The organism is Pseudoalteromonas sp. SCSIO_11900, from assembly GCF_000576475.1.
Taxonomy (GTDB): domain Bacteria; phylum Pseudomonadota; class Gammaproteobacteria; order Enterobacterales; family Alteromonadaceae; genus Pseudoalteromonas; species Pseudoalteromonas tetraodonis.
In genome coordinates, this window is the sequence record NZ_KK070023.1 from 1,583,966 (window position 1) to 1,607,954 (window position 23,989).

Below are 23,989 nucleotides of genomic sequence, written 5' to 3' on the forward strand. Positions count from 1 at the left end.
TATCCCTAACACGCTTTATTGTATAAGTAGAGTATATACCTAAAATGTTAAACAGTTCGAGACTGTTTTATGACTAACTTAATACACATAGCAAAACGGCCCTAAAAAGGGCCGTTTTAATATTAGCTAGGTGGCTTACAGGCCAGCTGCTGCGCGAAGTGCGTCTGCTTTATCTGTGCGTTCCCATGGGAATTCATCACGGCCAAAGTGGCCGTAAGCCGCTGTTGGAAGATAAATAGGGCGCTCAAGATCAAGCATTTGAATTAGGCCGTAAGGGCGTAAGTCAAAGTGTTCACGAATAAGTCCGATTAAACGCGCTTCTTCTAATTTACCTGTGCCAAATGTTTCAACACTGATAGATGTTGGCTCTGCAACACCAATAGCATAAGACACCTGAAGTTCACACTTGTCAGCAAGGCCAGCAGCAACAATGTTTTTAGCAACATAACGTGCAGCATAAGCCGCTGAGCGGTCAACTTTTGATGGATCTTTACCAGAGAAAGCACCACCACCGTGACGAGCCATGCCACCGTAAGTATCTACAATGATTTTACGACCAGTTAAACCACAGTCACCCATTGGGCCACCAATAACAAAGCGACCTGTTGGGTTAATGAAAAATTTAGTTGCACTAGTAATCAGCTCAGCAGGAAGTACTGGCTTAATGATGGTTTCCATTACTGCTTCTACTAAGTCATTTTGCGATACATCTTCGCTGTGCTGAGTAGAAAGTACAACGGCATCAATACCTACTGGCTTGCCATTTTCGTATGCAAATGTAACTTGTGATTTTGCATCTGGACGTAACCAGTTAAGCTCGCCACTTTTACGAACCTCAGCTTGGCGTTGTACTAAACGGTGAGAATAAGTAATTGGAGCAGGCATTAATACTTCAGTTTCGTTACATGCGTAACCAAACATTAGGCCTTGGTCGCCAGCGCCTTGCTCTTCTGGACTTGTACGGTCAACACCTTGGTTAATGTCAGGAGACTGTTTACCAATCGTGTTTAAAATTGCACACGAATCGGCATCAAAGCCCATATCAGAGTGTGTGTAACCAATTTCACGTACTGTTTTACGTGTAATTTCTTCGATATCAACCCATGCGCTAGTCGTTATTTCACCACCAACCATAACCATACCGGTTTTAACGTAAGTTTCACACGCTACACGGGCATGAGAGTCTTGCTCTAGGATAGCATCAAGTACCGCATCAGAAATTTGATCGGCGATTTTATCCGGATGACCTTCAGAAACAGATTCAGAAGTAAATAAATGTTTTGCCATTGTAATTATGCTCACAAATATTGCGCTTCACAAACGTCGGTATTAGCGCTAAAAAATTAAGGCGCGTATTTTATCTAAAACAAATGAATTTGCATAGTTTTTTTACGCCTAGACGTCTAAATAAAATATCTAATAGTAAATGGTTCTTAAAAAATATTCATAATGCCCTATTTTTATGGGTTTTTAATTGCACACAGCCCCCACAATAAGTAAGAATGGGGATAAATAAATACCCGCGCAAATACATATAAAGGTAGGAGAATTCATGCCATCTCGCAAAGAACTTGCAAATGCTATTCGCGTCTTGTCAATGGACGCAGTACAAAAGGCCAAATCTGGTCACCCTGGAGCCCCTATGGGCATGGCTGATATCGCAGAAGTATTATGGCGCGATTATCTAAAACATAACCCAACAAATCCAGAGTGGGCTGACCGAGATCGATTTATACTCTCAAATGGTCACGGTTCAATGCTAATTTATTCTCTACTGCATTTAAGTGGTTATGACTTGTCACTGGACGAAATTAAAAACTTCCGCCAAATGCATTCTAAAACACCAGGCCATCCAGAATATGGATACGCGCCAGGAATTGAGACCACTACGGGCCCATTAGGTCAAGGGATCACAAATGCGGTAGGTATGGCGATTGCTGAAAAAGCATTAGCAGCGCAGTTTAACCGTGAAGGCCACGACATTGTTGATCACCACACGTACGCGTTTATGGGTGATGGCTGTTTAATGGAAGGCATTTCTCATGAAGCATGCTCACTAGCCGGTACATTAGGCCTAGGCAAGTTAGTGGCATTTTGGGATGACAACGGCATTTCAATCGACGGTGAAGTTGAAGGTTGGTTTAGTGATGATACCCCAGCACGTTTTAAAGCATACGGCTGGCATGTAATTAGTGACGTTGATGGCCATGATAGCGATGCAGTAAGTGCAGCAATTGCAGAAGCTAAAAGCGTGACTGATAAGCCAACATTAATTTGTTGTAAAACTATTATTGGTTACGGCTCACCTAATAAGTCAGGTAGCCACGATTGTCACGGTGCACCGCTTGGTGATGACGAAATTAAAGCGTCTCGCGAGTTTTTAGGTTGGACGGGCGATGCATTTGAAATCCCTGAAGATATTTATGCACAGTGGGATAACAAAGAAAAAGGCCAACAGCTTGAAGCAAGCTGGGACGAAAAATTTGCCGCCTACGAGCAAGCATACCCAGAGCTCGCTGCTGAATACAAACGCCGTACACATTCAGAATTACCCGCTGACTGGGCTGAAAAATCACAAGCGTACATTGAAGAGCTGCAAGCAAACCCAGCAAACCCAGCATCACGTAAAGCGTCGCAAAATGCATTAAATGCGTTTGGCCCGTTACTACCTGAATTTATGGGTGGCTCTGCCGATTTAGCGGGTTCAAACTTAACAATTTGGGATGGCTCTAAAGGCTTAACTGCTGATGATGCAAGTGGTAACTACATATACTACGGTGTACGTGAGTTTGGTATGTCGGCCATTATGAACGGTATTGCACTGCATAAAGGCTTTATTCCTTACGGCGCAACGTTCTTAATGTTTATGGAATACGCACGCAACGCGGTACGTATGGCTGCATTAATGAAGCAACCAAGCATTTTTGTATACACGCACGATTCAATTGGTTTAGGTGAAGATGGTCCAACTCACCAACCAGTAGAGCAAATTGCCAGCATGCGTTTAACGCCTAACCTTTACAACTGGCGGCCATGTGACCAAGTTGAGTCAGCAATTGCATGGCAACAAGCTATTGAACGTAAAGACGGTCCTACATCATTAATCTTTACTCGCCAAGGCTTAGAGCAGCAAGCTCGTGATGCCCAGCAATTAATCGACGTTAAAAAGGGTGGTTACATCCTAAGTTGTGACGGCAATCCAGAGCTTATTTTGATTGCAACGGGTTCTGAAGTACAGCTAGCGCAAGACTCTGCGAAAGAGCTACGTGCGCAGGGTAAAAAGGTACGTGTTGTATCTATGCCATGTACTGATGCGTTTGAAGACCAATCGGCTGAGTACAAAGAAAGTGTATTACCAGCAAGCGTTTCACGTCGCGTAGCGATTGAAGCGGGTATTGCTGATTACTGGTACAAGTATGTAGGCCTAAATGGTGCCGTAGTTGGTATGACCACCTTTGGTGAGTCGGCACCGGCAAACGAGCTATTTGAGTTCTTCGGCTTTACGGTAGAAAATGTAGTTAACAAAGCAAACGCATTGTTTTAAGCGACTGCTTTAACGTTTAAAAGCCCGCGCTGTGTGTAACAGGGCGGGCTTTTTTATGAGTTGTACTTTTATCACTTCCTCTAAAGCTCAGCGTCTCATAGCTCTCTTGTGCATAAATCACTAAAAGTACTGTTCGAAACTCGTAGCCCGTTGCTCGAAGCATATCTCTCTATAAAGTCGTTCATTTTTAACCTTTTGGCTTCTAAGTGAGTAATTTTCACAGCACTTAACTTGCAAGGTTTATATGTATCAGGCACTGTGGAGGTAACAAAATTATAAATTAACAACAGGAGTTAACATGCCAAAGTTCGATAACGTTAGTGTGGTTAAAAAAGCCAATGTGTATTTCGATGGCAAAGTATCAAGTCGTACTGTGCTTTTAGGTAACGGTGAAGCAAAAACCTTGGGTTTTATGCAACCCGGTGAATTTGAGTTTAATACCAACCAAAAAGAGTGCATGGAATTGTTAGCAGGGCAGTGGGATGTATTACTACCTGGTGAAAGCGAATGGCAAACATTTAACGCGGGCGAGTCATTTAACGTTGATGCTAATGTTAGCTTTCATGTAAAAGTAAGTGATTTTGCAGATTATTGTTGTTCATACACCGATTAATTTGTAGGTTGATTAAATTGTCAACACCTCTAAAGGCCGCTACAAAGCGGCTTTTTGCATACTTAATGCTAAATGAATGATCTAAATCAGTGGGGTAATAAATAATTGCGTAATTTTCATTTTTTCTCTTGTGTTAATTCGTTTAACCCCCAATACTAACTATGAGGTAACAAATAAAAGGATACCCTATGAAAATTAATCTTTCTGGTCACCATGTTGACGTTACTGATTCTATTAAAGAACACATTAACGAAAAGTTCTCAAAAGTCGCGAGCCATTTTCCATCATTGATATCTCTAGATATTATTCTTTCAAAAGAGCATCATAAGTTCCAAGCAGAAATTAGCACAAATTATGAAGGTGCGCGTATATCGGTAAAAGGGGAAAACGAAGTTATGTATCCTGCTATTTCTAGCGCAGCTAAAAAACTCGATGCCGCACTAAAGCATCGTAAAGGGCAAATAAAAGCGAACTTACATGAAAAGCCTGTAAGTACCACACCTGAAATAGCACACGAAATCATCCAAGAGATGGATTTAAATTAATAACTAACAATGTGTTATTTTTAAAAAGAGCCTAAGGGCTCTTTTTTATTGCCTGTAAATTAGGTAAGTTATGCATTCACACAGTTTATTAATGATAAAAATTAATAATAAAAGCACTTAATACACCAAATTTGAGAAGTTAATGCAGTACACACAAAGCACATGGAAGTCTCGGTTAGGGGCGCTCGGCCCAGGTATTTTAATGGCCACCGCTGCCATTGGTGGCTCACACTTAGTGGCCTCTACTCAAGCAGGTGCATTATTTGGCTGGCAGCTATTTTGGCTTATTGTGGTGGTTAACGTTTTAAAGTACCCGTTTTTTCGTTTTGGCATGGAATACACACTCGCTACTAAAAATAGTTTAGTGCAAGGGTATAAAAACCAAGGGCCTGGCTATTTTTACAGTTTTATTGCTCTCAATATTATTGCCGCTGTGGTAAATACCGCGGGCGTATTGTTGCTTACTGCGAGCTTATTACACTACGCATTACCTATTAGTATTCCCGTTACCTTATTGTGCTGGTTAATATTGGCTGTATGTTTAATTATATTATTACTAGGGCACTTTAAAGCGCTCGATAACGTTGCAAAAGCTATTATGGGGCTACTTACTATAGCAACCATAACGGCATTAGTTATTGCTATAAATAACGGCCCTGTAGCGCCTGTAAACTATGTTGGCCCCTCACCGTATGAACTTGCCATGTTAGGCTTTATGGTTGCCTTAATGGGCTGGATGCCAGCGCCTATTGAAATATCGGCACTGAGCTCGTTGTGGCTTAAAGAAAAACAAGCTCAGCAAAGTGTGACTAAAACCCAAGGCTTATTCGACTTTAATGTAGGCTATTGGTTAACCGCCGGGCTTGCGCTGGTATTTTTTAGTTTAGGTGCGTTAGTGCAATATGGGCAAAGCAGTAATATAGAGCTTGGCGGTGTAGCCTTTGCTAAACAGCTGATTGATATGTATGCACTTACTATTGGCGAGTGGGCAAGGCCTTTGGTATCAGCCATCGCGTTTTTGTGTATGTTTGGCACCACACTCACCGTGCTTGACGGCTACGCCCGCACACTTAACGAATCGCATAAATTACTGGGTTTTAAGCAATCTAAACACAGCTTAAATACCTGGCTTATACTGCAAGCACTTGCCGGTATGGCCGTTATTTTATTTTTTAAATCAGCCCTTGGCCCCATGCTTACCTTTGCTATGACGCTTGCGTTTGTTACTACCCCTGTTTTTGCATGGCTTAATTTTAGCCTAGTACGCTCAGAGCCCGAGATTAAACACAGCCTACTTTTGCGTAGCTTAACTTGGTTGGGCTTGGTGTACTTAGTTGGTTTTGCTATGGCGTTTGTAGTGTGGAAGTTGATGTGATTTTATTTTCGAGGTTCGAGGTTCGAGGTTCGAGGTTCGAGGTGCGAGGTTAAAGGTGCAAATCAAACGACCTCTGCATAAATACCGACTGTTGCAGACCGCGATAGGCTGCAACGAACAAGGGGCGACGATTAAAAATTATGATATCTATCCAAATTAGTTAAAATATGAATTAGATAGGGCTGAGCGAATGTACGATAATAATCCAATTGAGTTTATACAGCGCTTATTTGGTATTCCTTACTCAGGAAGACGATACTAAAATGGCAAGTCCGGCTAATCAACTCTCACCTACCAACCCTAAAAAAAGGGGGTCTATAGGCGTTTTATGTTTAATCATTACTCTCTATGCCTACAGCTTTAAATTAGAAATTAGCGCATTAAGTCTTATTGCTGAAAATGTAATTTCGTTAAAAATTAAACCTGCAGTAATTCCTTTGATAGTTATGATGCTCGCTTTTTTTGTACTCATCTACGGAATTTATCAAAGAATGCATGGTGATATATCAGAGAAATCGATGCGAAGGGGGCTATTTGTTGTTATAGGATGCTTCCCTCTATTTCTGATTACCTGATGGATTTATAGCTGGCAACTTAATGATAAGCTTGAAAGTGAAGGCTATTCCATTTGTCACTGGTATTCAGGAGCTTCACTAAAAGCTCCAAAAATTTGGCTTTCAGATCCAAGCTACTGTATTGAAAACGTTTATTTAGTAAGGGTTGAATTACTTGAATGGCTAAAGCAACAGCGGTTAAGTGGAAAAACACCATCCATTGAAGTCTTCGAGAAGCAATTAGAACTCATGCTCAGTGAATACCATCAAAATATGGTGTATGAGCTACTTAAAATGTATTAACTAATTTTTTTATCGCTTTACTTATCTCATTTAAACTAAGTGGCTACATGCGGTTGTTCATTAACGCGGTGCATCGGATTGTTTCTGTTGAATTCATCTCTGTTCGTCGGATGGCGTGGCTTCACCACTTATCCGACCTACGTTAAAGGTAGGTTGGTTAAGCCGAAGGCGCCACCCAACAAAGTTATAGATTCATACCTAAAGCTCCGCTGCTAGCGCTGAGTCGTCTTAAATTAATATTCTAACTCAACTCTTTTATCGCTTTACTTATCCCATCTAAACTCAACGGGTACATTCTGTTATCCATCAGCTGCTTTATAAAATCAATTGATTGATAGTACGGCCAGTGTTCAACCGGTTGTGGGTTGAGCCACGCGACTTTATCAAAGTGATTGGTGATTCGTGCCAGCCACGCACTGCCGGGCTCTTCATTCCAATGCTCTACCGATCCACCAGGGTAGGCAATTTCATATGGGCCCATAGTGGCATCACCGACAAATATAACTTTGTAGTCGCTGGTAAACTTGTTAATGAGCGTCATGGTATCAATAACGTTTGAGTGGCGGCGTTGGTTATCTTGCCACACGTGTTCGTATAAACAGTTATGAAAGTAGTAAAACTCTAAATGTTTAAACTCGCTGTGGGCGGCGCTAAATAACTCTTCACAGGTATGAATGTAGTCATCCATTGAACCGCCAATATCAAACAACATCAATACTTTTACTGCATTGTGGCGCTCGGGTGCCATTTTTACATCGAGCATGCCGCCTTGCTTGGCAGTCGCGCGAATAGTCTCATTTAAATCAAGGGTGTCGCTTGCGCCCGTGCGGGCAAATTTACGTAGCTTTTTAAGGGCGAGCTTTATAGTGCGTGAGCCAATTTCGCGGTCAGAATCGAGGTTACGGTATTCGCGTTTATCCCACACTTTTACCGCTTGGCGATGTCGGTTGCCGTCTTGACCAATACGCACACCCTCAGGGTTATAACCATACGCACCAAAAGGCGAGGTGCCACCGGTACCTACCCATTTATTGCCGCCTGCGTGGCGTTTTTGCTGTTCTTCTAAACGCTCTTTTAGGGTTTTCATTAGCTCGTCTAGCCCGCCCATGGCTTTTAGTTGGGCTTTTTCTTCATCGCTTAGGTGCTTTTCAAACTCTTTACGCAACCAATCTTCAGGTAAGTTGTGTTGCTGTTTTAAGCTCTCGAGTAGGTCTAAGTCGGCAATACCGCTAAAGTAATCGCTAAAGGCTTTATCGAATCGATCAAAATGGGTTTCGTCCTTTACTATAATAGTGCGCGCTAAATGGTAAAAGGCGTCTACATCGGCAAATATAACGCCTTGTTTTAAAGCGTTAATTAAATCGAGTAACTCACGCAGGCTTACCGGTAAGCGGTATTCACGCAGCTTGAAAAAAAACTGTACTAGCATATTAGGGCCTGTTTATCTTTTGAGGTTAAATTTGCAGCAGTGTGTTTGGTATTTAGGCAAGGCAGAGCCTATGTAGTGTGGTTATTCCCCATAAATAGGCGATAACACAGCATAAATACCAAACACGCGCTGCCCGAAGGTTCGTCCTAGGGACGATTAACTCTTTGTTGCTCGGCTTTTACTTAGCCCACTAGGTTACAAACCTCGCGCCACGATTAAATCGTCCCTAGTTAGAACAAATTTTAATCCTGAAAGGTCAACAGGCCCTAGCGGCTCATAAACGCGAGTTTTTCGATTAGGCTTATGTCTTGCTCGTTTTTAAGCAGCGCGCCAAACATCGGCATTAAACCGCCTTTTTGCGCTTTGTCGTGCAGGGTTTTGGCGTCTATATCTTCAGCCATTAATAGTTTTAACCAATCCAGTAACTCGCTGGTGGAGGGCTTCTTTTTAAGGCCGTTGGCTTCGCGTAAGTTAAAAAATACTTCTAGTGCTTGGCGAACTAAATCTTGTTTAACATGCGGGTAGTGCACATCAATAATTTGCTGCATTTCGTCGCTATTTGGAAAATCAATATAATGGAAAAAACAGCGACGTAAAAACGCATCAGGCAGCTCTTTTTCATTGTTTGATGTGATGATCACAATAGGGCGCTCTTTAGCCACAATGCGCTCACCGGTTTCGTATACATGAAATTCCATTTTATCGAGTTCGAGTAGTAAATCGTTTGGAAACTCAATATCGGCTTTGTCTATTTCGTCAATAAGCAGTACTGGGCGTTTGCCGTTTAATTCAGCGTACATGAAGGCTTGCCACAGCTTACCTTTAACTATGTAGTTGCTAATATTGTGAACGCGCTCATCACCTAGCTGGCTGTCGCGCAAACGCGATACCGCATCGTACTCGTACAAACCTTGCTGCGCTTTAGTGGTTGATTTTATATGCCACTGAATAAGCTCAGTATCTAAACTTTTCGCTAACTCTTCGGCCAGCATGGTTTTACCTGTGCCTGGCTCGCCTTTAATTAAAAGCGGTTTTTGTAGCATAATAGCGGCGTTTACTGCCTGTTTTAATGCTGAGCTTGCGATGTAATTATCAGTAGAGTTAAATTGCACGGGTTATCCTTTATCTGGTCTGAGCAGTAATTGTTATGCGTTATAATGCCATAGTTAATCGGCTTCACCAAGGTAGGCAAAACGGGCGATAGTTTTACCGTCTTTTTCTACGGTTTCAGTAAACATACTTAGTGGGCGTGCCCATATACCGTATTCACCGTATAAGGCTTGGTAAATAACCAACTGCTCGTTGGTTTCGCTGTGGGTCGCCACATGCATAACTTTATATTGTGGACCTTTGTAGTGTTGATATAAACCCAGTTTTAGTGCTGTAGTCATAGTCTGTTATCTTGTATAATTTGCCTTCGCTTTTTATTATGCCAAAGAATACAGCAATACTATGAATTATATTTCTCTTGATGATTACAAAAAAGCCTGGGTATTTCGCCACAAAGATATTCCGGTTTCAGATATTGATGCAGCCAATATTAAACCAATGACCAGCGAGCGTGCCGCCGTACTGTGGACAACCATGGTGAGTCGTGAACATGACCATCCAGACTTTTTTGATAAAACCGATTGGTGCGCGCAAGAGCAAAACTTTAGCCAAGAAATTAATTGGGAAGATGTGTGGGAAAGCGAAGAACCCCAATTTCCAGATGCTATTTTGAACCACTTAGATTGGCAGGCTAATACCACAGTGTATTTTTGCATGGCACGCGACAATATTATCGAAACGACATTTGATGTGTTTAAACGTAACTGGCAAAACTTTATGTTTTTGGCTGATGGCAGCTTATTAATAGGTAAAAAGCGCAGTACTATGGTGCAATTTTTAGAATCAGGTATTGCAAAATTAGGTGAAAAGCCAAGCGCTTAAATTACTACAAGTGCTTAAAAACTGTGCATTACTGTGTTATAAAACAGTATTAAAATGTTTTTTTGAGTACAGCGATTGGTTGCTAAAAATAAGCAGTTTAACACAAGCCAGCAAGTTGAAATATGGCAAACTGATGCACAAAAAGTGCTTTACGCACAATTATGCAATGCTTTTTATCAGCGTGAAGTTCAGCGCTTAGTGGCTGAACCTAATGGTGACCGTTTACGCAGGCAATTAAAAAGCCTGCCTTATTATATTGAACGTGCCGCAACACGGGTAGCTAATGCACCATTGCCTTTTACGCTTGATGCGCAAAATGGAGGCTGGCTTGAAAAACAAAAACCAACACCGCCAGAGGCTAATCCTTCAGCGAATGAACTTTTTTATCAAGCGTATGCCAAAGTAGGGCTAATAATTCCTGTATTATTACAAAGTCACGGTCAAATTCGGGTTAGAATAGATAGCATTGATCAAGTAGCTGATACGCAACTGCATTGTAATGAACTTGGCTGGTTTGATTTTTTAGGCCAAGGATTTGAGCAACAAAGTGCGCAATTGCTTAAACCTAGTAAAACGAGCCTTACAGCGGCGTGTTGTGGCCACCAGTGGCAGTTTTCAAAGCGTAGCACGCCACGGGTTTTGTCATTACGGGAAATGTTACTAGCTGCCAATATTAATTGGCGCAATGTTAAGCGGCCGCTAGCATAAGTAGATAATTAAAAATTAAAATAAGGAGTGTTTAATGCGATTTTTTCAATTTGGCTTGTTGTGCTTAGCACTTTTTATTCAGTATAGACTTTGGTTTGGCCATAATGGTGTGCAAGACTACACCCGTCTAAAAAATGCGGTAGCATCGCATCAACAAACAAACGAAAAGCTGATCAAGCGTAATAAAGTATTAAAAGCGGATATAGAAGATTTAAAGCTCGGCCTTGAAGGTATTGAAGAGCGTGCCCGCAACGAATTAGGAATGATTAAACCGGACGAAACCTTTATTCGTGTTTTACCGGCTCAACACCATGACAAATAAATTTACTATTGCAGCTATTGTTCCTGCCGCAGGTGTTGGCAGCAGAATGCAACACACAACGCCAAAGCAATATATTTCCTTAGCAGGGAAAACCATTTTAGAGCATACGCTCGCTAAGTTATCGCAGTTACCGCAGTTAAACTCTATAGTGGTGGCATTGAGCGAAACCGACCCCTACTTTAACGACCTTACGCTATCTGATCCTCGCATCTTGCGTGCTATTGGCGGTAAAGAGCGTGCAGATTCAGTGTTAAACAGTTTATTGTTTTTAGCCGCTAACCCACCGACTTGGGTTTTGGTGCACGACGCTGCAAGACCTTTAGTAGATATTGCTGATATAGAGCGCCTAATCGCACAGTGCATGCAGGCTGATGAAGGCGGCATTTTAGCCAGCCAAGTAAAAGACACCATAAAACGAGGTCAAAGCCATGCGCAACAAACTGTGCCTCGTGACGATTTATGGCAAGCGCTTACTCCGCAACTGTTTAAATACGACGAGCTCAAAACAGCACTGCAAAATGCGTTAGCCAATGGGGCAATTATTACTGATGAAGCCAGTGCCATGGAATGGGCAAATAAGCCGGTAAAGCTGGTGGCGGGGCGCAGTGATAATATTAAAATTACCACCCCAGAAGATTTAGATTTAGCAGGCTTTTTACTGCAAAAACAAAATAATGAGAGTGCAACATGATACGAATAGGCCATGGTTTTGACGTGCATAAATTTGGAGGCCAAGGGCCTTTAACTATCTGCGGCGAAAAAATTGATTACCCGCAAGGCTTTTTAGCACACTCAGATGGAGATGTAGCTATTCATGCGTTGTGTGACGCTATTTTAGGCTCATTAGCGCTGGGCGATATTGGTAAGCACTTTCCAGATACAGCCAGTGAATATGAAAATATTGATAGCCGTATTTTACTTCGCCATGTAGTGAGTCTAGCCAAGCAACAGGGCTATGTATTAGGCAATGCGGATATCACTATTGTGGCACAAGCACCAAAAATGCTGCCACACATTCAAGCAATGCGAACCAATCTTGCCAGTGATTTAAATGCTGAGCTTTCACAGATAAATGTTAAAGCCACAACCACTGAAAAGCTCGGGTTTGAGGGGCGAAAAGAAGGCATTTCAAGCCATGCCGTGGTCATTATGAGCAAACAAAACGCATGAGCGAATTAAATTATTTATATGGCGCGCCGCTTTCCAAAGCCGACTTTAAAACCACCGCAGAAGACTTTATGGTTGATGAGGAGCTCGGTATAGAGTTTACCGGCAGTGGTGAACACGTGTGTTTGCAAGTGGTTAAAAAGGGTGAAAACACCCAATATGTTGCCAAGCTGATTGCACAAAAAGCGGGTGTATCGCCACGTGATGTAAGTTATGCCGGCATGAAAGACCGCCATGGAGTATGCTCGCAGTGGTTTAGCGTAAAAGTACCGATTAAAAAACATATTGATTTTACTGAGCTCAACAGCGAAAGCGTGTTTGTGGTTTCGCAGCAGCGCCATGAGCGAAAATTACGCACTGGTTGCCATAAAGGAAATAGATTTACTATTACCTTGCGCAATGTAACCGAGCCGCTTGATATTTTATGCCGTATAAACGCAGTACGCGCAGGTGTGCCTAACTACTTTGGTGAGCAGCGTTTTGGCCGTGATGGGCATAACTTAGTCATGGCTGAAAAAATGTTTGCCGGTGAGCGCATACGCGATAAAAAGCTGCGAGGCATTATTATTTCTGCTGCGCGTTCACATGTGTTTAATCAAATTGTTAGTTTACGCGTGGCAGAGCATGGCCTTGCTAAAACCATGCATCGCGAAGTATTTATGCTAAGTGGTAGCAATGCATTTTTTGAAGATGCGATAAGTGATGAAAATATTGCACGTCTTGCCTCTGGCGATATTATGATGTCGGCGCCCATGGTTGGCAAAAGTGAAAAAGGCCTTACCGAACAAGAAAAAACATGGTTGGCACCGTATCAAGCATGGTGTGATGGCTTAGGGGATTTAGGGCTTAAAAACGAGCGCAGAATGCTGCGTTTAATCCCTCAAGATCTAAGTGTAGAAACACTTGATGAACGCACATTAAAACTCAGCTTTGGTTTACCCAAAGGCTGCTTTGCAACGGCTTTACTGCGCGAACTGGTTGATTATACTGACGCCAGTCCTCGCGAGCGAAAAGAAAAGGATAACGCAGATGAAGATTCTATTAAGTAATGATGATGGTGTTAATGCCAAAGGTATTGCTGTTTTATACCAAGCATTAACACAAATTGCTGAGGTAACGCTGGTTGCGCCAGATAGAAATTGCAGTGGCGCAAGTAATTCACTGACGTTAATGAATCCTTTGCGTGCAACGACACTCGACAATGGCTTTATGTCGGTTAATGGCACGCCAACGGATTGTGTGCATTTAGGTGTGAATCAATTAATGGATGAAAAGCCCGATTTAGTGGTAGCCGGTATTAACCACGGCGGCAATTTAGGTGACGATACACTTTACTCTGGTACGGTTGCTGCGGCGACTGAAGGTCGTCATCTGGGCTTACCAGCAATTGCGGTGTCTTTGTGCTCTCACCTTGGTGAACACTTTGAAACGGCAGCAGCCGTTACGGTCAATATTATTAAAGGGCTTGCTTCGCATCCGCTGCCTAAAGATCAGATCATCAATATTAATGTGCCAGATATTCCTTTAAGTGAGCTAAAAGGGGTTCAGGTAACTCGCTTAGGCGCGCGACACAAAGCAGAAACCATGACCAAGCAAAGCGATCCTTGGGGACGCGATATTTTTTGGTATGGTTCTTTGGGTACAGAAAGTGATGCCGGTGAAGGCACCGATTTTTATGCTGTAAATAATGGCTATGCATCAGTCACCCCATTGAGCGTTGATATGACCGCTAAAGACAGTATCAAAGCTGTGGGAGAGTGGTTAGCCGAGTTGGAGATCAACCGTGCTGGCTAATTATACCCGCAGTGCACAAGCGCTTTCAGATCTATTACAACGAGAGGGCGTAGAAGATAAGGAGGTTTTAAAGGCGATTTCGCAAATTCCTCGGCATATTTTTATTGATGATGTACTAAAGCACAAAGCGTATCAAAATACGGCGCTACCGATAGGGCAAGGACAAACTATTTCTCAGCCTTACATTGTTGCCCGTATGACCGAATTGATGCGTTTAGCCGGCGTGAAAAGTAAAGTGTTAGAAATTGGTACCGGATCCGGCTATCAAACCGCGGTACTGGCTAAAACCTTTGATAAGGTGTATTCGGTTGAGCGTATAAAAGCTTTGCAATGGCAAGCAAAGCGTCGATTACATCAGCTCGATTTATATAATGTCACTATGAAACACGGTGACGGTTGGCAAGGGTGGCAATCGCAAGCGCCATTTAATGGCATTATTGTGACCGCTGCGGCAACGATTATCCCTCCAGAACTACTCGCACAACTTGCAGATGGAGGCGTATTACTCGCCCCCATTGGTGAGGTAGAACAAAAATTAACCATGGTTATTCGCCAAGGCGATAGCTTTACAGAGCATGTAATTGCGCCAGTAAGATTTGTACCTTTGGTCCCTGGCGATATTGAATAGGAATTCATTTTGAAGTTGTTTACCAAGTTATATGATATGGCCTTAGTTTGGGCTAAGCATCGCCATGCAGAACGTTATTTAGCAGGGATGAGCTTTGCCGAATCGGTTTTTTTTCCGGTGCCACCCGATGTAATGTTAGCGCCTATGTCGCTGGCACAACCGAGTAAAGCATGGCGATTTGCAAGCTTTGCTACCGTAGCTTCTGTGCTTGGCGGCGTGCTAGGTTATCTACTAGGGTTTTGGTTATTTGAACCTGTTGTAGAGCCTTTTATTGCGCAAATGCAATGGCAAGATAAATTTAATACGGCACTTGCATGGTTTAAAGACTATGGCGTATGGGTGGTATTTTTAGCCGGGTTTTCGCCTATTCCTTATAAGGTATTTACTATTGGTGCAGGGGTATTACAAATGGCGTTTTTACCCTTTATTGTTGCATCGGCGGTTGGACGAGGGGCGCGTTTCTTTTTAGTATCTGCTTTAATGAAATGGGGCGGAGTTAAAATGGAGCAAAAATTACGTCAATATATTGAAGTGCTTGGCTGGGCTGTGGTTGCTTTAATTGTTGTTGCGTACATTTTATTACGTTAAGTACTATATATTAATGTTATTAACGCAGAGGGCAAAACGCATTGAATAAACAAATACGCTGTTATGTTGCTTTATTTATTAGTGTTTTTCTCTGTGCATGCTCGTCTCGCCATGTTCCCGCACCGGTAAGCAGTTTAAATAATAATATTAATGACTATCCCTCACGGATTAATATTAACGGCGGAAAATACACAGTACAAAAAGGCGATACACTTTACTCGATTGCTTTTAGTGCCGGAAAAGATTTCAGGGAGCTTGCAAAAAACAATTCAATTGCATCACCTTACATTATTGTTCCTGGTCAGGTTATTTCTCTTTTAGAACCAAGTAAGCCAAGAGTTACAGCAAAAACGAATCAAAAACACCCAGCTAAAAAGCCACCTAATTTACAAAAAAGTAACAAAAAATCAAAGAAAGAGCTTGATAAGCCGAAAAAACGAAGGTATGTTCAAAAACAAGCTAACCAAAAAATTAGCAAGTCTCAAGGTTCTGCAAACAGAAAGTTGAGTTGGTTTTGGCCTGCTAAAGGTAAAATAATCCAACGCTTTTCTAACAAAGAAAACGGTTATAAAGGCCTACAGATTGCTAATAAAAAGGGGTCGGCAGTATTCGCCGCTGCTCAAGGAACGGTAGTCTATGCGGGTAGTGCACTAAGAGGTTACGGTAATTTAATTATATTGAAACATAATGATGATTACCTAAGTGCTTATGCACATAACTCAAAGTTACTTGTTATAGAAAAGCAAACAGTGAAGGCGGGACAAAAAATAGCAGAAATTGGTAATTCAGAGTCTTCAGTAACGGCACTTCGTTTTGAAATTCGTTATCGAGGAAAAGCTGTTAACCCTGCTAAATACCTACCCTGAACTAAAGGTGTTGATTGATTGTTCTGGAGAAGGCTCATGGCTAATACAGCAAAAGCTAATAAAACGACTACAGACCTTAATCATAAAGTTATTGATAGCTTGCTCAGGAGAAGTCTTATGGCTGATGTAGCAAAAGCTGAGAAAACCCCCACTGATGATAAGTTTGACGATTCAAAAGTTGAAGATCCAACGCAACTACTTGATGACGTGGAAGATGAAGACGTATTTGTTAAAGAAGAAGTCACTAAAAACCTCGACGCCACTCAGTTATACCTAGGCGAAATTGGTTTTTCCCCTCTATTAAGTGCCGAAGAAGAAGTCTTTTTTGCACGAAAATCGCTTAAAGGCTGTGAAGCTTCCCGTAAACGCATGATTGAAAGTAACTTACGCTTGGTTGTGAAAATTGCGCGCAGGTATAACAATCGTGGGCTTGCTCTACTCGATTTAATTGAAGAAGGTAACTTAGGACTCATTAGAGCGGTTGAAAAGTTTGATCCTGAACGTGGTTTTCGATTTTCTACTTATGCTACATGGTGGATACGTCAAACCATTGAGCGGGCGATAATGAATCAAACGCGTACTATTCGTTTGCCTATTCATGTTGTTAAAGAGCTTAACGTTTATTTACGTACAGCACGTGAGCTAACGCAAAAGCTTGATCATGAGCCTACCGCAGAAGAAATTGCAGAAAGCTTAGATAGACCGGTCGAAGACGTTACTAAAATGCTACGCCTAAATGAAAAAATAGCCTCTGTAGATATGCCCATTGGTAGCGAGAATGACAGTGCATTATTAGATGTGATAGCCGATGAAAAAAATGTAGGCCCTGAAGGTGAAGTACAAAACAACGATATGAATACGCATATTATTGACTGGTTAGGTGAGTTAAACCCTAAGCAACGCGAAGTACTGGCACGTCGGTTTGGTTTACTAGGCTATGAACCCTCAACCCTTGAAGATGTTGGCCGTGAAATAGGCTTAACCCGTGAGCGAGTTCGCCAAATACAGGTTGAGGCGCTACGTCGGTTAAAAGATATTTTGCAACAAGAAGGCTTAAGTACCAAAAGCTTATTTGAACAGTTCGCTTAATCTAAACACACAGAAAAATGAATATAGCCCGGCTTTTTTAAGCCGGGCTGTTTACGTATAAAGCAGTGCTTTTAATTTATAAAGCAGTTCATGCGCCTGACGCGGTGATAGGTTATCAGGGTCTATTGCGCTCATTTGTTGCTCAAGCTCACTAGGCTGAATTATTTGCGGTTCACTATCAAACGGTAAAACCTGTTGCTCTGTAGTGACTGTGGTGACACTTTGATGGTTTTCAAGCAAGCTTAGCTTTTGTTTAGCTTGGGCAATAACTGCTTTAGGCACCCCGGCCAGTGCCGCTACTTGCAAACCAAAACTTTTACTTGCGGCACCATCTAATACCGTGTGCATAAAGGCAATGGTATCGTTGTGTTCAATGGCATCTAGGTGCACATTAACCAGCCCAGGCGTTTGTTCTGCAAGCTCAGTGAGTTCAAAGTAATGGGTTGCGAACAAAGTTTTAGCCGCGATTTTTGAAGCGAGGTGATCAGCCGTAGCGTACGCCAGTGATAAACCATCGTAAGTACTGGTTCCTCGGCCTATTTCATCCATTAATACCAATGATTGTGCAGTGGCATTATTTAAAATTGCCGCGGTTTCGGTCATTTCAACCATGAAGGTTGAACGCCCAGATGCTAAGTCGTCACTGGCGCCAATACGGGTAAATATTCTATCTATATTACCAATTTTAGCGCTATCGGCAGGAACGTAACAGCCAATATGTGCCATAAGCACAATAAGGGCAGTTTGGCGCATGTAGGTTGATTTACCGCCCATGTTAGGGCCGGTAATAATCAACATTTTACGCTGGTTATTGAGTTCCACAGGGTTGGCAATAAACGGGTCTTTCATTACCTGCTCTACCACAGGGTGGCGGCCTTGTTTAATGCTGATATTATCGTTATCGCAAAGCTCAGGTTTGGCATAATTAAGTGTTTGGGCACGCTCTGCTAAATTGTTCAGTACATCTAAATCGGCAATGACCGAGGCCATTATTTGTAGTTGCTCAATATGCGGAGCAATAAACTCAAATAACTGTTCGTATAATTGTTTTTCAAGGGCCAGCGCTTTTGATTGACTGCCGAGAACTTTGTCTTCGTGTTCTTTTAGTTCTGGGATTATATAGCGCTCGTTATTTTTTAATGTTTGACGACGAATGTAATCTGCAGGCACTAAGTGCGAGTTGGCGCGGCTCACTTCAATAAAAAAGCCATGCACTCGGTTATAACCAATCTTAAGTGTACTAATACCTGTACGTTCACGTTCGCGCTGCTCTAGCTGTTCAAGCACATCGGTGGCACCTTGGCTTAAATTACGCCACTCATCAAGTTCGCTGTTATACCCTGGCGCAATAACACCGCCATCACGAATTAACACCGGTGGGTTATCAATCACTGCACGTTCAAGTAATGCTTGAAGCTCAGGAAGCTCTTTAGAGTGGGCTATAATATGAGAAATACGCGCATCTGTGGCATCGTTTAATAAGCTATGCAGCGGTGCTAATGCTTGAAGCGCACTACGAAGCCTTGTTAAATCACGTGGGCGAGCCGTGTGTAATGCCAAGCGAGCAATTACACGTTCTATATCACCAATCTCTTTGAGCGCGTCATGCAGCTCACTGCATAATTGCACATCTAAAATAGCACTAATGGCATTTAGACGAGAGTTTAACTCGTCTTTATTACGAATAGGGGTATGAATACGACGCTTAAGTAATCGCGAGCCCATCGCTGTGGCTGTTTTATCAAGCACTTGGGCAAGGGTATTTTCAAAGCCACCTGATAGATTAACGGTAAGTTCAAGGTTTTTGCGAGTTGGCGCATCCAAAATTACTGCGTGTTCATTATGCTCAAGGGTAATTGCACGAATGTGCGGTAATGCAATGCGTTGGGTATCTTTTACGTACTGCATTAAACAGCCTGCTGCCACCAAGGCGCTATGTGCTTTGTCGACCCCAAAACCGACTAAATCTTTGGTGCCAAACTGCTCGCACAGTAAGTGTTGCGCGGTATCAAGGTCAAACTCCCAATCAGGGCGACGACGCGCTCCCTTAATATGTTCAATTAAATGAGTGTTTTCAAAGTGTTCACTATATAGTAATTCAGCAGGCGCTAAGCGTTGTAGCGTTGAGCTAAATGCTTCATCGGTACTAACTTCAACAATGTTGAAGCGCCCAGAGTTGATATCAAGATACGCAACACCGTATTGGCCTTTTTTATTTTGCCAAACACTGGTTAAAAGGTTGTCTTGGCGTTCTTGCAGTAAGGCTTCGTCAGAAATAGTACCCGGGGTGACAATACGGACTACCTTGCGCTCAACAGGACCTTTGCTGGTGGCTGGGTCGCCCACTTGTTCACAAATAGCCACCGACTCGCCCATTTGTACTAAGCGGGCTAAATAGTTTTCTACTGCATGATAAGGCACGCCCGCCATAGGAATAGGATCGCCGCCGGCTTTGCCACGATGTGTTTGTGAAATATCAAGCAATTGCGCGGCGCGTTTTGCGTCGTCAAAAAAGAGTTCGTAAAAATCCCCCATCCGATAAAACAATAAAATATCGCGATGCTCTGATTTTATTTTTAGATACTGCTGCATCATAGGGGTTTGTTGTTTTATAGTGTGCGGTGCATAAAGATCAAACGACATGTATTTACCCAAAGGCTGAATATGGAATTACATCAAGAGATTAAGACACTTGCTGCGCAATTAGGCGCTATTTTAACGGATAAACGCTTATGGATCACTACCGCTGAATCATGTACTGGTGGTGGAGTGAGTTATTCGCTTACCGATACCCCAGGCAGCTCAGCATATATTGACCGTGCATTTGTCACTTATAGCAATAACGCCAAGCATGAATTACTCAATGTGAAGCGTGATACCCTAGAGGAATTTGGCGCGGTGAGCGAACAAACAGTCATTGAGATGGCAGCAGGCGCATGTAAGGCGGCTAATGCTGATATTGGCATTGCTATTTCAGGAATTGCAGGTCCCGGTGGTGCCACTGAGGGCAAACTGGTAGGGCTTGTGTGGTTTGGCCTACAAATTAACGGTAAACACTGGGCGTTTGAGCAAGTATTTGATGGAGATAGGGCACAAGTTAGGCTGCAAGCTATTGTATTTTCTTTAAAAACTATAATAGAGAAGATAAAATAATAAAATTAGCTTGATACTGTGATTTCATACAGTATACTTGTCTGCATTAGCTGGATTTGGAGAGTAAAATGAACGATAACAAACAAAAGGCATTGGACGCAGCTTTATCACAAATTGAACGTCAATTTGGTAAAGGCTCAATCATGAAATTGGGTGACAATAAGGCGTTAAACATTGACGCTGTATCAACAGGCTCGCTAGGTATTGATATTGCTTTAGGTATAGGCGGCTTGCCAATGGGGCGTATTGTTGAAGTATATGGCCCAGAGTCATCAGGTAAAACAACGCTAACATTACAAGTTATCGCGCAAGCTCAAAAAGAAGGTAAAACCTGTGCCTTTGTTGATGCTGAGCATGCTCTTGATCCGGTTTATGCACAAAAACTAGGCGTTAACATTGATGAGTTACTGGTATCTCAACCAGATACGGGTGAACAAGCACTGGAAATTTGTGACATGTTAGTGCGCTCAAGCGCGGTTGATGTAGTGATTGTCGATTCGGTTGCTGCATTAACACCAAAAGCTGAGATTGAAGGCGACATGGGTGATTCACACATGGGCTTACAAGCACGTTTAATGTCACAAGCATTACGTAAGCTTACAGGTAACATTAAGCGCTCAAACACGCTATGTATTTTCATTAACCAAATCCGTATGAAAATTGGTGTAATGTTTGGTAACCCTGAAACAACAACTGGTGGTAATGCCCTGAAATTTTACGCCTCTGTACGTATTGATATTCGTCGTATTGGTTCGGTAAAAGAAGGCGACGAGGTTGTTGGTAATGAAACGCGTGTTAAAGTTGTGAAGAACAAAGTGGCACCGCCGTTTAAACAAGCTGAATTTATCATTATGTATGGTGAAGGTATTTCTAAGCAGGGGGAGCTGATTGATTTAGGTGTTAAGCATAAAATTGTTGAAAAAGCAGGTGCTTGGTACAGTTATAATGGCAACAAAGTTGGCCAAGGTAAGTCTAATTCAATTAAGTTCCTTAAAGAAAACCCTGAAATTGCAGATGAAATAGAAGGTAAATTACGTGAAATGCTATTGCTAAAAACAACGGTTGAGCCAGAAGATGGCGAAGACGTATTAGGTGATGAAGGCGACCTTTAAGCCTATTTGTTTTAAAGCTTGATTTGACCCGAGCTTAAAAAAAAGCGCTAACCATTAGGTTAGCGCTTTTTTATTGTTTGCTATAAAGTGACTTAAAGCCTAGTTAGCTTTATAGCTGCCAGTTAACTGACAATGAGTAGTTACGCGGTGCCCCGTAGTAACCTTGCTCCCAATAAAGGCTGTTTATGTACTTTTCATCAGTACTGTTATTAACATTAAAGGTAACACCGACGTTTTGAGTAATTTCGTAGGTGGCCATTAAATCTAATAAGCCATAAGCATCTTGTTTTGTAGTTGCCAATGCGTTGCCTGCTGGATCTTTTACTTGCACACGGCTAATAGAATCTTGCCAGCGGTAATTAGCACCTAAGGTTAAACCATCAATAAATGGCACTTGATAAGTGGCTGCCATTTTTAATTGGTTTTCTGGGGTGTAATCTTTAACGAGTTCATCACCATCAATACTTAAATTACTAAAGCTGATGCTGGCACTTAAATCATCAGTTAAGCGACCGCTTAATTCAATTTCGAAACCATCACTGTTAATACCATCTGCAGCGTAATAACGCGTATCGCTTGGAAGGGAGCCCGGAAGTGCAACAGCAAGTCCATCTTGCTTAGCATCAAAATAGGCCAGTGTTACAAATACTTGTTCATCTAAAAGTTGTGCTTTTAAACCAACTTCAGCACTTTTACCAATAACAGGAGCCAGTTGTTCAGCGTTAATGTCTAATTCTTTTTGTGGCACAAACGTTTCTGTGTAGCTAGCGTAAGCTGATAATGACTCGGTAAAATCGTACACAGTACCAATGTAAGGAATAACCTCTGAGTCATCGCGGGTTTGCACTACACTATAAGCAGTACCTTTAGTTTCCCAGTCGGTATAGCGTACGCCAGCCAAAATGCTTAATGGTTCTGCTAGTTTTATACGAGTTGAAACATAGGCCGATCTTTGTGTATTTTGTACATCACTGCCGTTAGGTTTATCAACCAGTGTTGCTTCTGGTGCTATCCCATCCCAAGTCGCTAAATCAGGCATCGCAGGGAAACCATTTCCTGTGCTGTAGTCATAAAGCGATTGGTCATTAAAGTCCATGTTTGCTTGGCTAATACCGAATGATAAGTCGTGCTCTAAAGAAAATAGCTCAAACTTTCCGCTGGCATATAAATCAAACAAATCTTGTGTGTCTTTGTAATCATAACGACTCGCATAGCCGGTTAAACCTAAACCAGTTTCTTTATCTGGGGTGCCATATACATAAAATAACTCAGAATTTTGTTCATTTTTTATATGGGCATAACGGGCTTTAGCAACCCAAGTCGCTGATAAGTTTTGCTCAAGTGTTACATAGATACGTTCAGCGCTATTATCCCAATACGACCAATCTGCAGCTGTACTAGTTGACTCATCATAATCAGTTGGTGAACCATCAGTGTAATAAAGCGGTAACGCGCCCCATAGAGGGCTATCGGCATCTTTTTGCTGGTTTACATAGTTAATGCTTAGTAGTGTATCGTCAGTTAGCTTACCCTCATAGGCAAGGTAGGCAATGGTCTTATCGGTTTCGTAACGATCTAGGTACGACTCTTTATCTTGCTTAGTAAATACAGCACGAACAGCGTGTTCATCGTTAATCGGTGTGGAAACATCAATATCTACACGTTTGTTATTCCACGAACCATAAGAAGCCGATGCATTAGCTTGCGTTGTGTAGGTTGGTTTTTTTAGCACCATATTAATAGTCGCAGATGGGTTACCTGCACCAGTCATCATGCCATTGGCACCACGTACAATTTCAACGCGATCATAAATTGCAGTATCTAGTGTACCTTGAATTGAACCGGAATTTTGCGGTGTCCCTAAGCCATCAATCAAAAAGTTGGTTATGTCAAACCCACGGGCTTTAAAGTAAGTACGATCGGTTTCTATTTGCTCTACTGTTACGCCTGGGGTGCTTTCTAATACCGCATTAATATCATCAAGTGAAAAATCATCCATCAACGCGCGTGAAACAACAGAAATTGATTGCGGAGTTTCTTTAATTGTTAAGCCTAGCTTAGTCGCAGACTGCGCTTCTTCAGTAATATAGTTTTTATGATGTTGCCCATAAACAGCAATTTTTTCTAAAGGTAGGTCGTCTTGCGTGTCGTTTGCAACAGCATATCCAGATAAAACCAGTGAAGTAAGTAGACTCAGTTTAAATACAAAGCCTTTTTGTTTGTGCAGCATTATGTTTCCCATAAGATTAAATGTGGAAGTAATTTAA

Annotated in this window: 23 protein-coding genes; 17 read left to right on the top strand and 6 right to left on the bottom strand. The window is 42.1% G+C overall.

Features of this window, described 5'->3' with window-relative positions; all coding sequences use genetic code 11:
* Positions 1-135 precede the first annotated feature (135 nt).
* Complete coding sequence (gene metK, locus BG00_RS07310) at positions 136-1,287, bottom strand: methionine adenosyltransferase (protein WP_036981564.1); 1,152 nt, start codon at positions 1,285-1,287, stop codon at positions 136-138.
* Positions 1,288-1,552: 265 nt separating this feature from the next.
* Here metK and tkt point away from each other — a divergent pair, with 265 nt between their 5' ends.
* From tkt to BG00_RS07330, 4 genes are all read left to right on the top strand, one after another.
* Positions 1,553-3,544, top strand: a complete 1,992-nt coding sequence (gene tkt / locus BG00_RS07315) for a transketolase (RefSeq protein WP_036981566.1) — start codon at positions 1,553-1,555, stop codon at positions 3,542-3,544.
* Positions 3,545-3,842: 298 nt separating this feature from the next.
* Entirely contained in the window at positions 3,843-4,157 is a 315-nt protein-coding gene (gene ppnP, locus BG00_RS07320) for a pyrimidine/purine nucleoside phosphorylase (protein ID WP_013465685.1), read from the top strand.
* Between the two features lie 188 nt (positions 4,158-4,345).
* Positions 4,346-4,702 carry a ribosome hibernation-promoting factor, HPF/YfiA family gene (gene hpf, locus BG00_RS07325; protein WP_013465684.1) on the top strand — a complete coding sequence of 119 codons (357 nt, stop codon included), beginning with the start codon at positions 4,346-4,348 and terminating at the stop codon, positions 4,700-4,702.
* Positions 4,703-4,844: 142 nt separating this feature from the next.
* On the top strand, positions 4,845-6,077 hold the full coding sequence (locus BG00_RS07330; protein WP_036981569.1) for an NRAMP family divalent metal transporter: 1,233 nt from the start codon (positions 4,845-4,847) through the stop codon (positions 6,075-6,077).
* Positions 6,078-7,175: 1,098 nt separating this feature from the next.
* On the opposite strand, the gene BG00_RS07340 is transcribed toward BG00_RS07330, so the two are convergent.
* The 3 genes from BG00_RS07340 to BG00_RS07350 all read right to left on the bottom strand — a co-directional run bounded on the left by BG00_RS07340 (position 7,176) and on the right by BG00_RS07350 (position 9,754).
* Entirely contained in the window at positions 7,176-8,363 is a 1,188-nt protein-coding gene (locus BG00_RS07340; protein ID WP_036981574.1) for a vWA domain-containing protein, read from the bottom strand.
* Between the two features lie 266 nt (positions 8,364-8,629).
* Positions 8,630-9,475 (bottom strand): AAA family ATPase, encoded by an 846-nt coding sequence (locus BG00_RS07345; protein WP_036981577.1) that lies wholly within the window; start codon positions 9,473-9,475, stop codon positions 8,630-8,632.
* A gap of 54 nt (positions 9,476-9,529) precedes the next feature.
* The gene (locus BG00_RS07350) at positions 9,530-9,754 is read right to left on the bottom strand and encodes a DUF1653 domain-containing protein (RefSeq protein ID WP_008110327.1); all 225 of its coding nucleotides are present in this window, start codon (positions 9,752-9,754) and stop codon (positions 9,530-9,532) included.
* 61 nt (positions 9,755-9,815) lie between these two features.
* Between BG00_RS07350 and BG00_RS07355 the strand changes: the two genes are divergently transcribed.
* From BG00_RS07355 to rpoS, 11 genes are all read left to right on the top strand, one after another.
* Positions 9,816-10,295, top strand: a complete 480-nt coding sequence (locus BG00_RS07355) for a DUF2947 domain-containing protein (protein ID WP_036981579.1) — start codon at positions 9,816-9,818, stop codon at positions 10,293-10,295.
* Positions 10,296-10,370: 75 nt separating this feature from the next.
* Positions 10,371-11,003, top strand: a complete 633-nt coding sequence (locus BG00_RS07360) for a hypothetical protein (protein WP_036981581.1) — start codon at positions 10,371-10,373, stop codon at positions 11,001-11,003.
* 34 nt (positions 11,004-11,037) lie between these two features.
* Positions 11,038-11,325, top strand: a complete 288-nt coding sequence (gene ftsB, locus BG00_RS07365; RefSeq protein WP_013465673.1) for a cell division protein FtsB — start codon at positions 11,038-11,040, stop codon at positions 11,323-11,325.
* Positions 11,315-12,016: a 2-C-methyl-D-erythritol 4-phosphate cytidylyltransferase gene (gene ispD / locus BG00_RS07370; protein WP_036981583.1), complete on the top strand. Its 702-nt coding sequence runs from the start codon at positions 11,315-11,317 to the stop codon at positions 12,014-12,016. Before ftsB ends, ispD begins: the two co-directional genes overlap by 11 nt.
* Entirely contained in the window at positions 12,013-12,495 is a 483-nt protein-coding gene (ispF, locus tag BG00_RS07375) for a 2-C-methyl-D-erythritol 2,4-cyclodiphosphate synthase (protein ID WP_036981586.1), read from the top strand. The genes ispD and ispF overlap by 4 nt, the downstream gene beginning before the upstream one ends.
* A complete protein-coding gene (gene truD, locus BG00_RS07380; RefSeq protein ID WP_036981589.1) occupies positions 12,492-13,541 on the top strand; it encodes a tRNA pseudouridine(13) synthase TruD in 1,050 nt (349 codons plus the stop codon). The genes ispF and truD overlap by 4 nt, the downstream gene beginning before the upstream one ends.
* Positions 13,522-14,286, top strand: a complete 765-nt coding sequence (surE, locus tag BG00_RS07385; RefSeq protein WP_008110334.1) for a 5'/3'-nucleotidase SurE — start codon at positions 13,522-13,524, stop codon at positions 14,284-14,286. The genes truD and surE overlap by 20 nt, the downstream gene beginning before the upstream one ends.
* The gene (locus BG00_RS07390) at positions 14,276-14,914 is read left to right on the top strand and encodes a protein-L-isoaspartate(D-aspartate) O-methyltransferase (RefSeq protein WP_036981595.1); all 639 of its coding nucleotides are present in this window, start codon (positions 14,276-14,278) and stop codon (positions 14,912-14,914) included. Before surE ends, BG00_RS07390 begins: the two co-directional genes overlap by 11 nt.
* A gap of 9 nt (positions 14,915-14,923) precedes the next feature.
* On the top strand, positions 14,924-15,502 hold the full coding sequence (locus BG00_RS07395) for a YqaA family protein (protein WP_008110336.1): 579 nt from the start codon (positions 14,924-14,926) through the stop codon (positions 15,500-15,502).
* Between the two features lie 41 nt (positions 15,503-15,543).
* A complete protein-coding gene (locus BG00_RS07400; RefSeq protein WP_036981597.1) occupies positions 15,544-16,368 on the top strand; it encodes a peptidoglycan DD-metalloendopeptidase family protein in 825 nt (274 codons plus the stop codon).
* A 117-nt stretch (positions 16,369-16,485) separates the two neighbouring features.
* Positions 16,486-17,457, top strand: a complete 972-nt coding sequence (gene rpoS / locus BG00_RS07405) for an RNA polymerase sigma factor RpoS (protein WP_008110338.1) — start codon at positions 16,486-16,488, stop codon at positions 17,455-17,457.
* A gap of 51 nt (positions 17,458-17,508) precedes the next feature.
* Here the strand turns inward: rpoS and mutS are convergent, their stop codons facing one another.
* Positions 17,509-20,100 (bottom strand): DNA mismatch repair protein MutS, encoded by a 2,592-nt coding sequence (mutS, locus tag BG00_RS07410; RefSeq protein ID WP_036981599.1) that lies wholly within the window; start codon positions 20,098-20,100, stop codon positions 17,509-17,511.
* Between the two features lie 21 nt (positions 20,101-20,121).
* On the opposite strand from mutS, the gene BG00_RS07415 reads away from it, so the two are divergent.
* Both BG00_RS07415 and recA read left to right on the top strand, forming a co-directional pair.
* Positions 20,122-20,610: a CinA family protein gene (locus BG00_RS07415; protein WP_036981602.1), complete on the top strand. Its 489-nt coding sequence runs from the start codon at positions 20,122-20,124 to the stop codon at positions 20,608-20,610.
* 68 nt (positions 20,611-20,678) lie between these two features.
* Complete coding sequence (gene recA, locus BG00_RS07420; RefSeq protein WP_036981604.1) at positions 20,679-21,722, top strand: recombinase RecA; 1,044 nt, start codon at positions 20,679-20,681, stop codon at positions 21,720-21,722.
* Between the two features lie 109 nt (positions 21,723-21,831).
* On the opposite strand, the gene BG00_RS07425 is transcribed toward recA, so the two are convergent.
* A complete protein-coding gene (locus BG00_RS07425; RefSeq protein WP_139129365.1) occupies positions 21,832-23,964 on the bottom strand; it encodes a TonB-dependent siderophore receptor in 2,133 nt (710 codons plus the stop codon).
* Positions 23,965-23,989 lie beyond the last annotated feature (25 nt).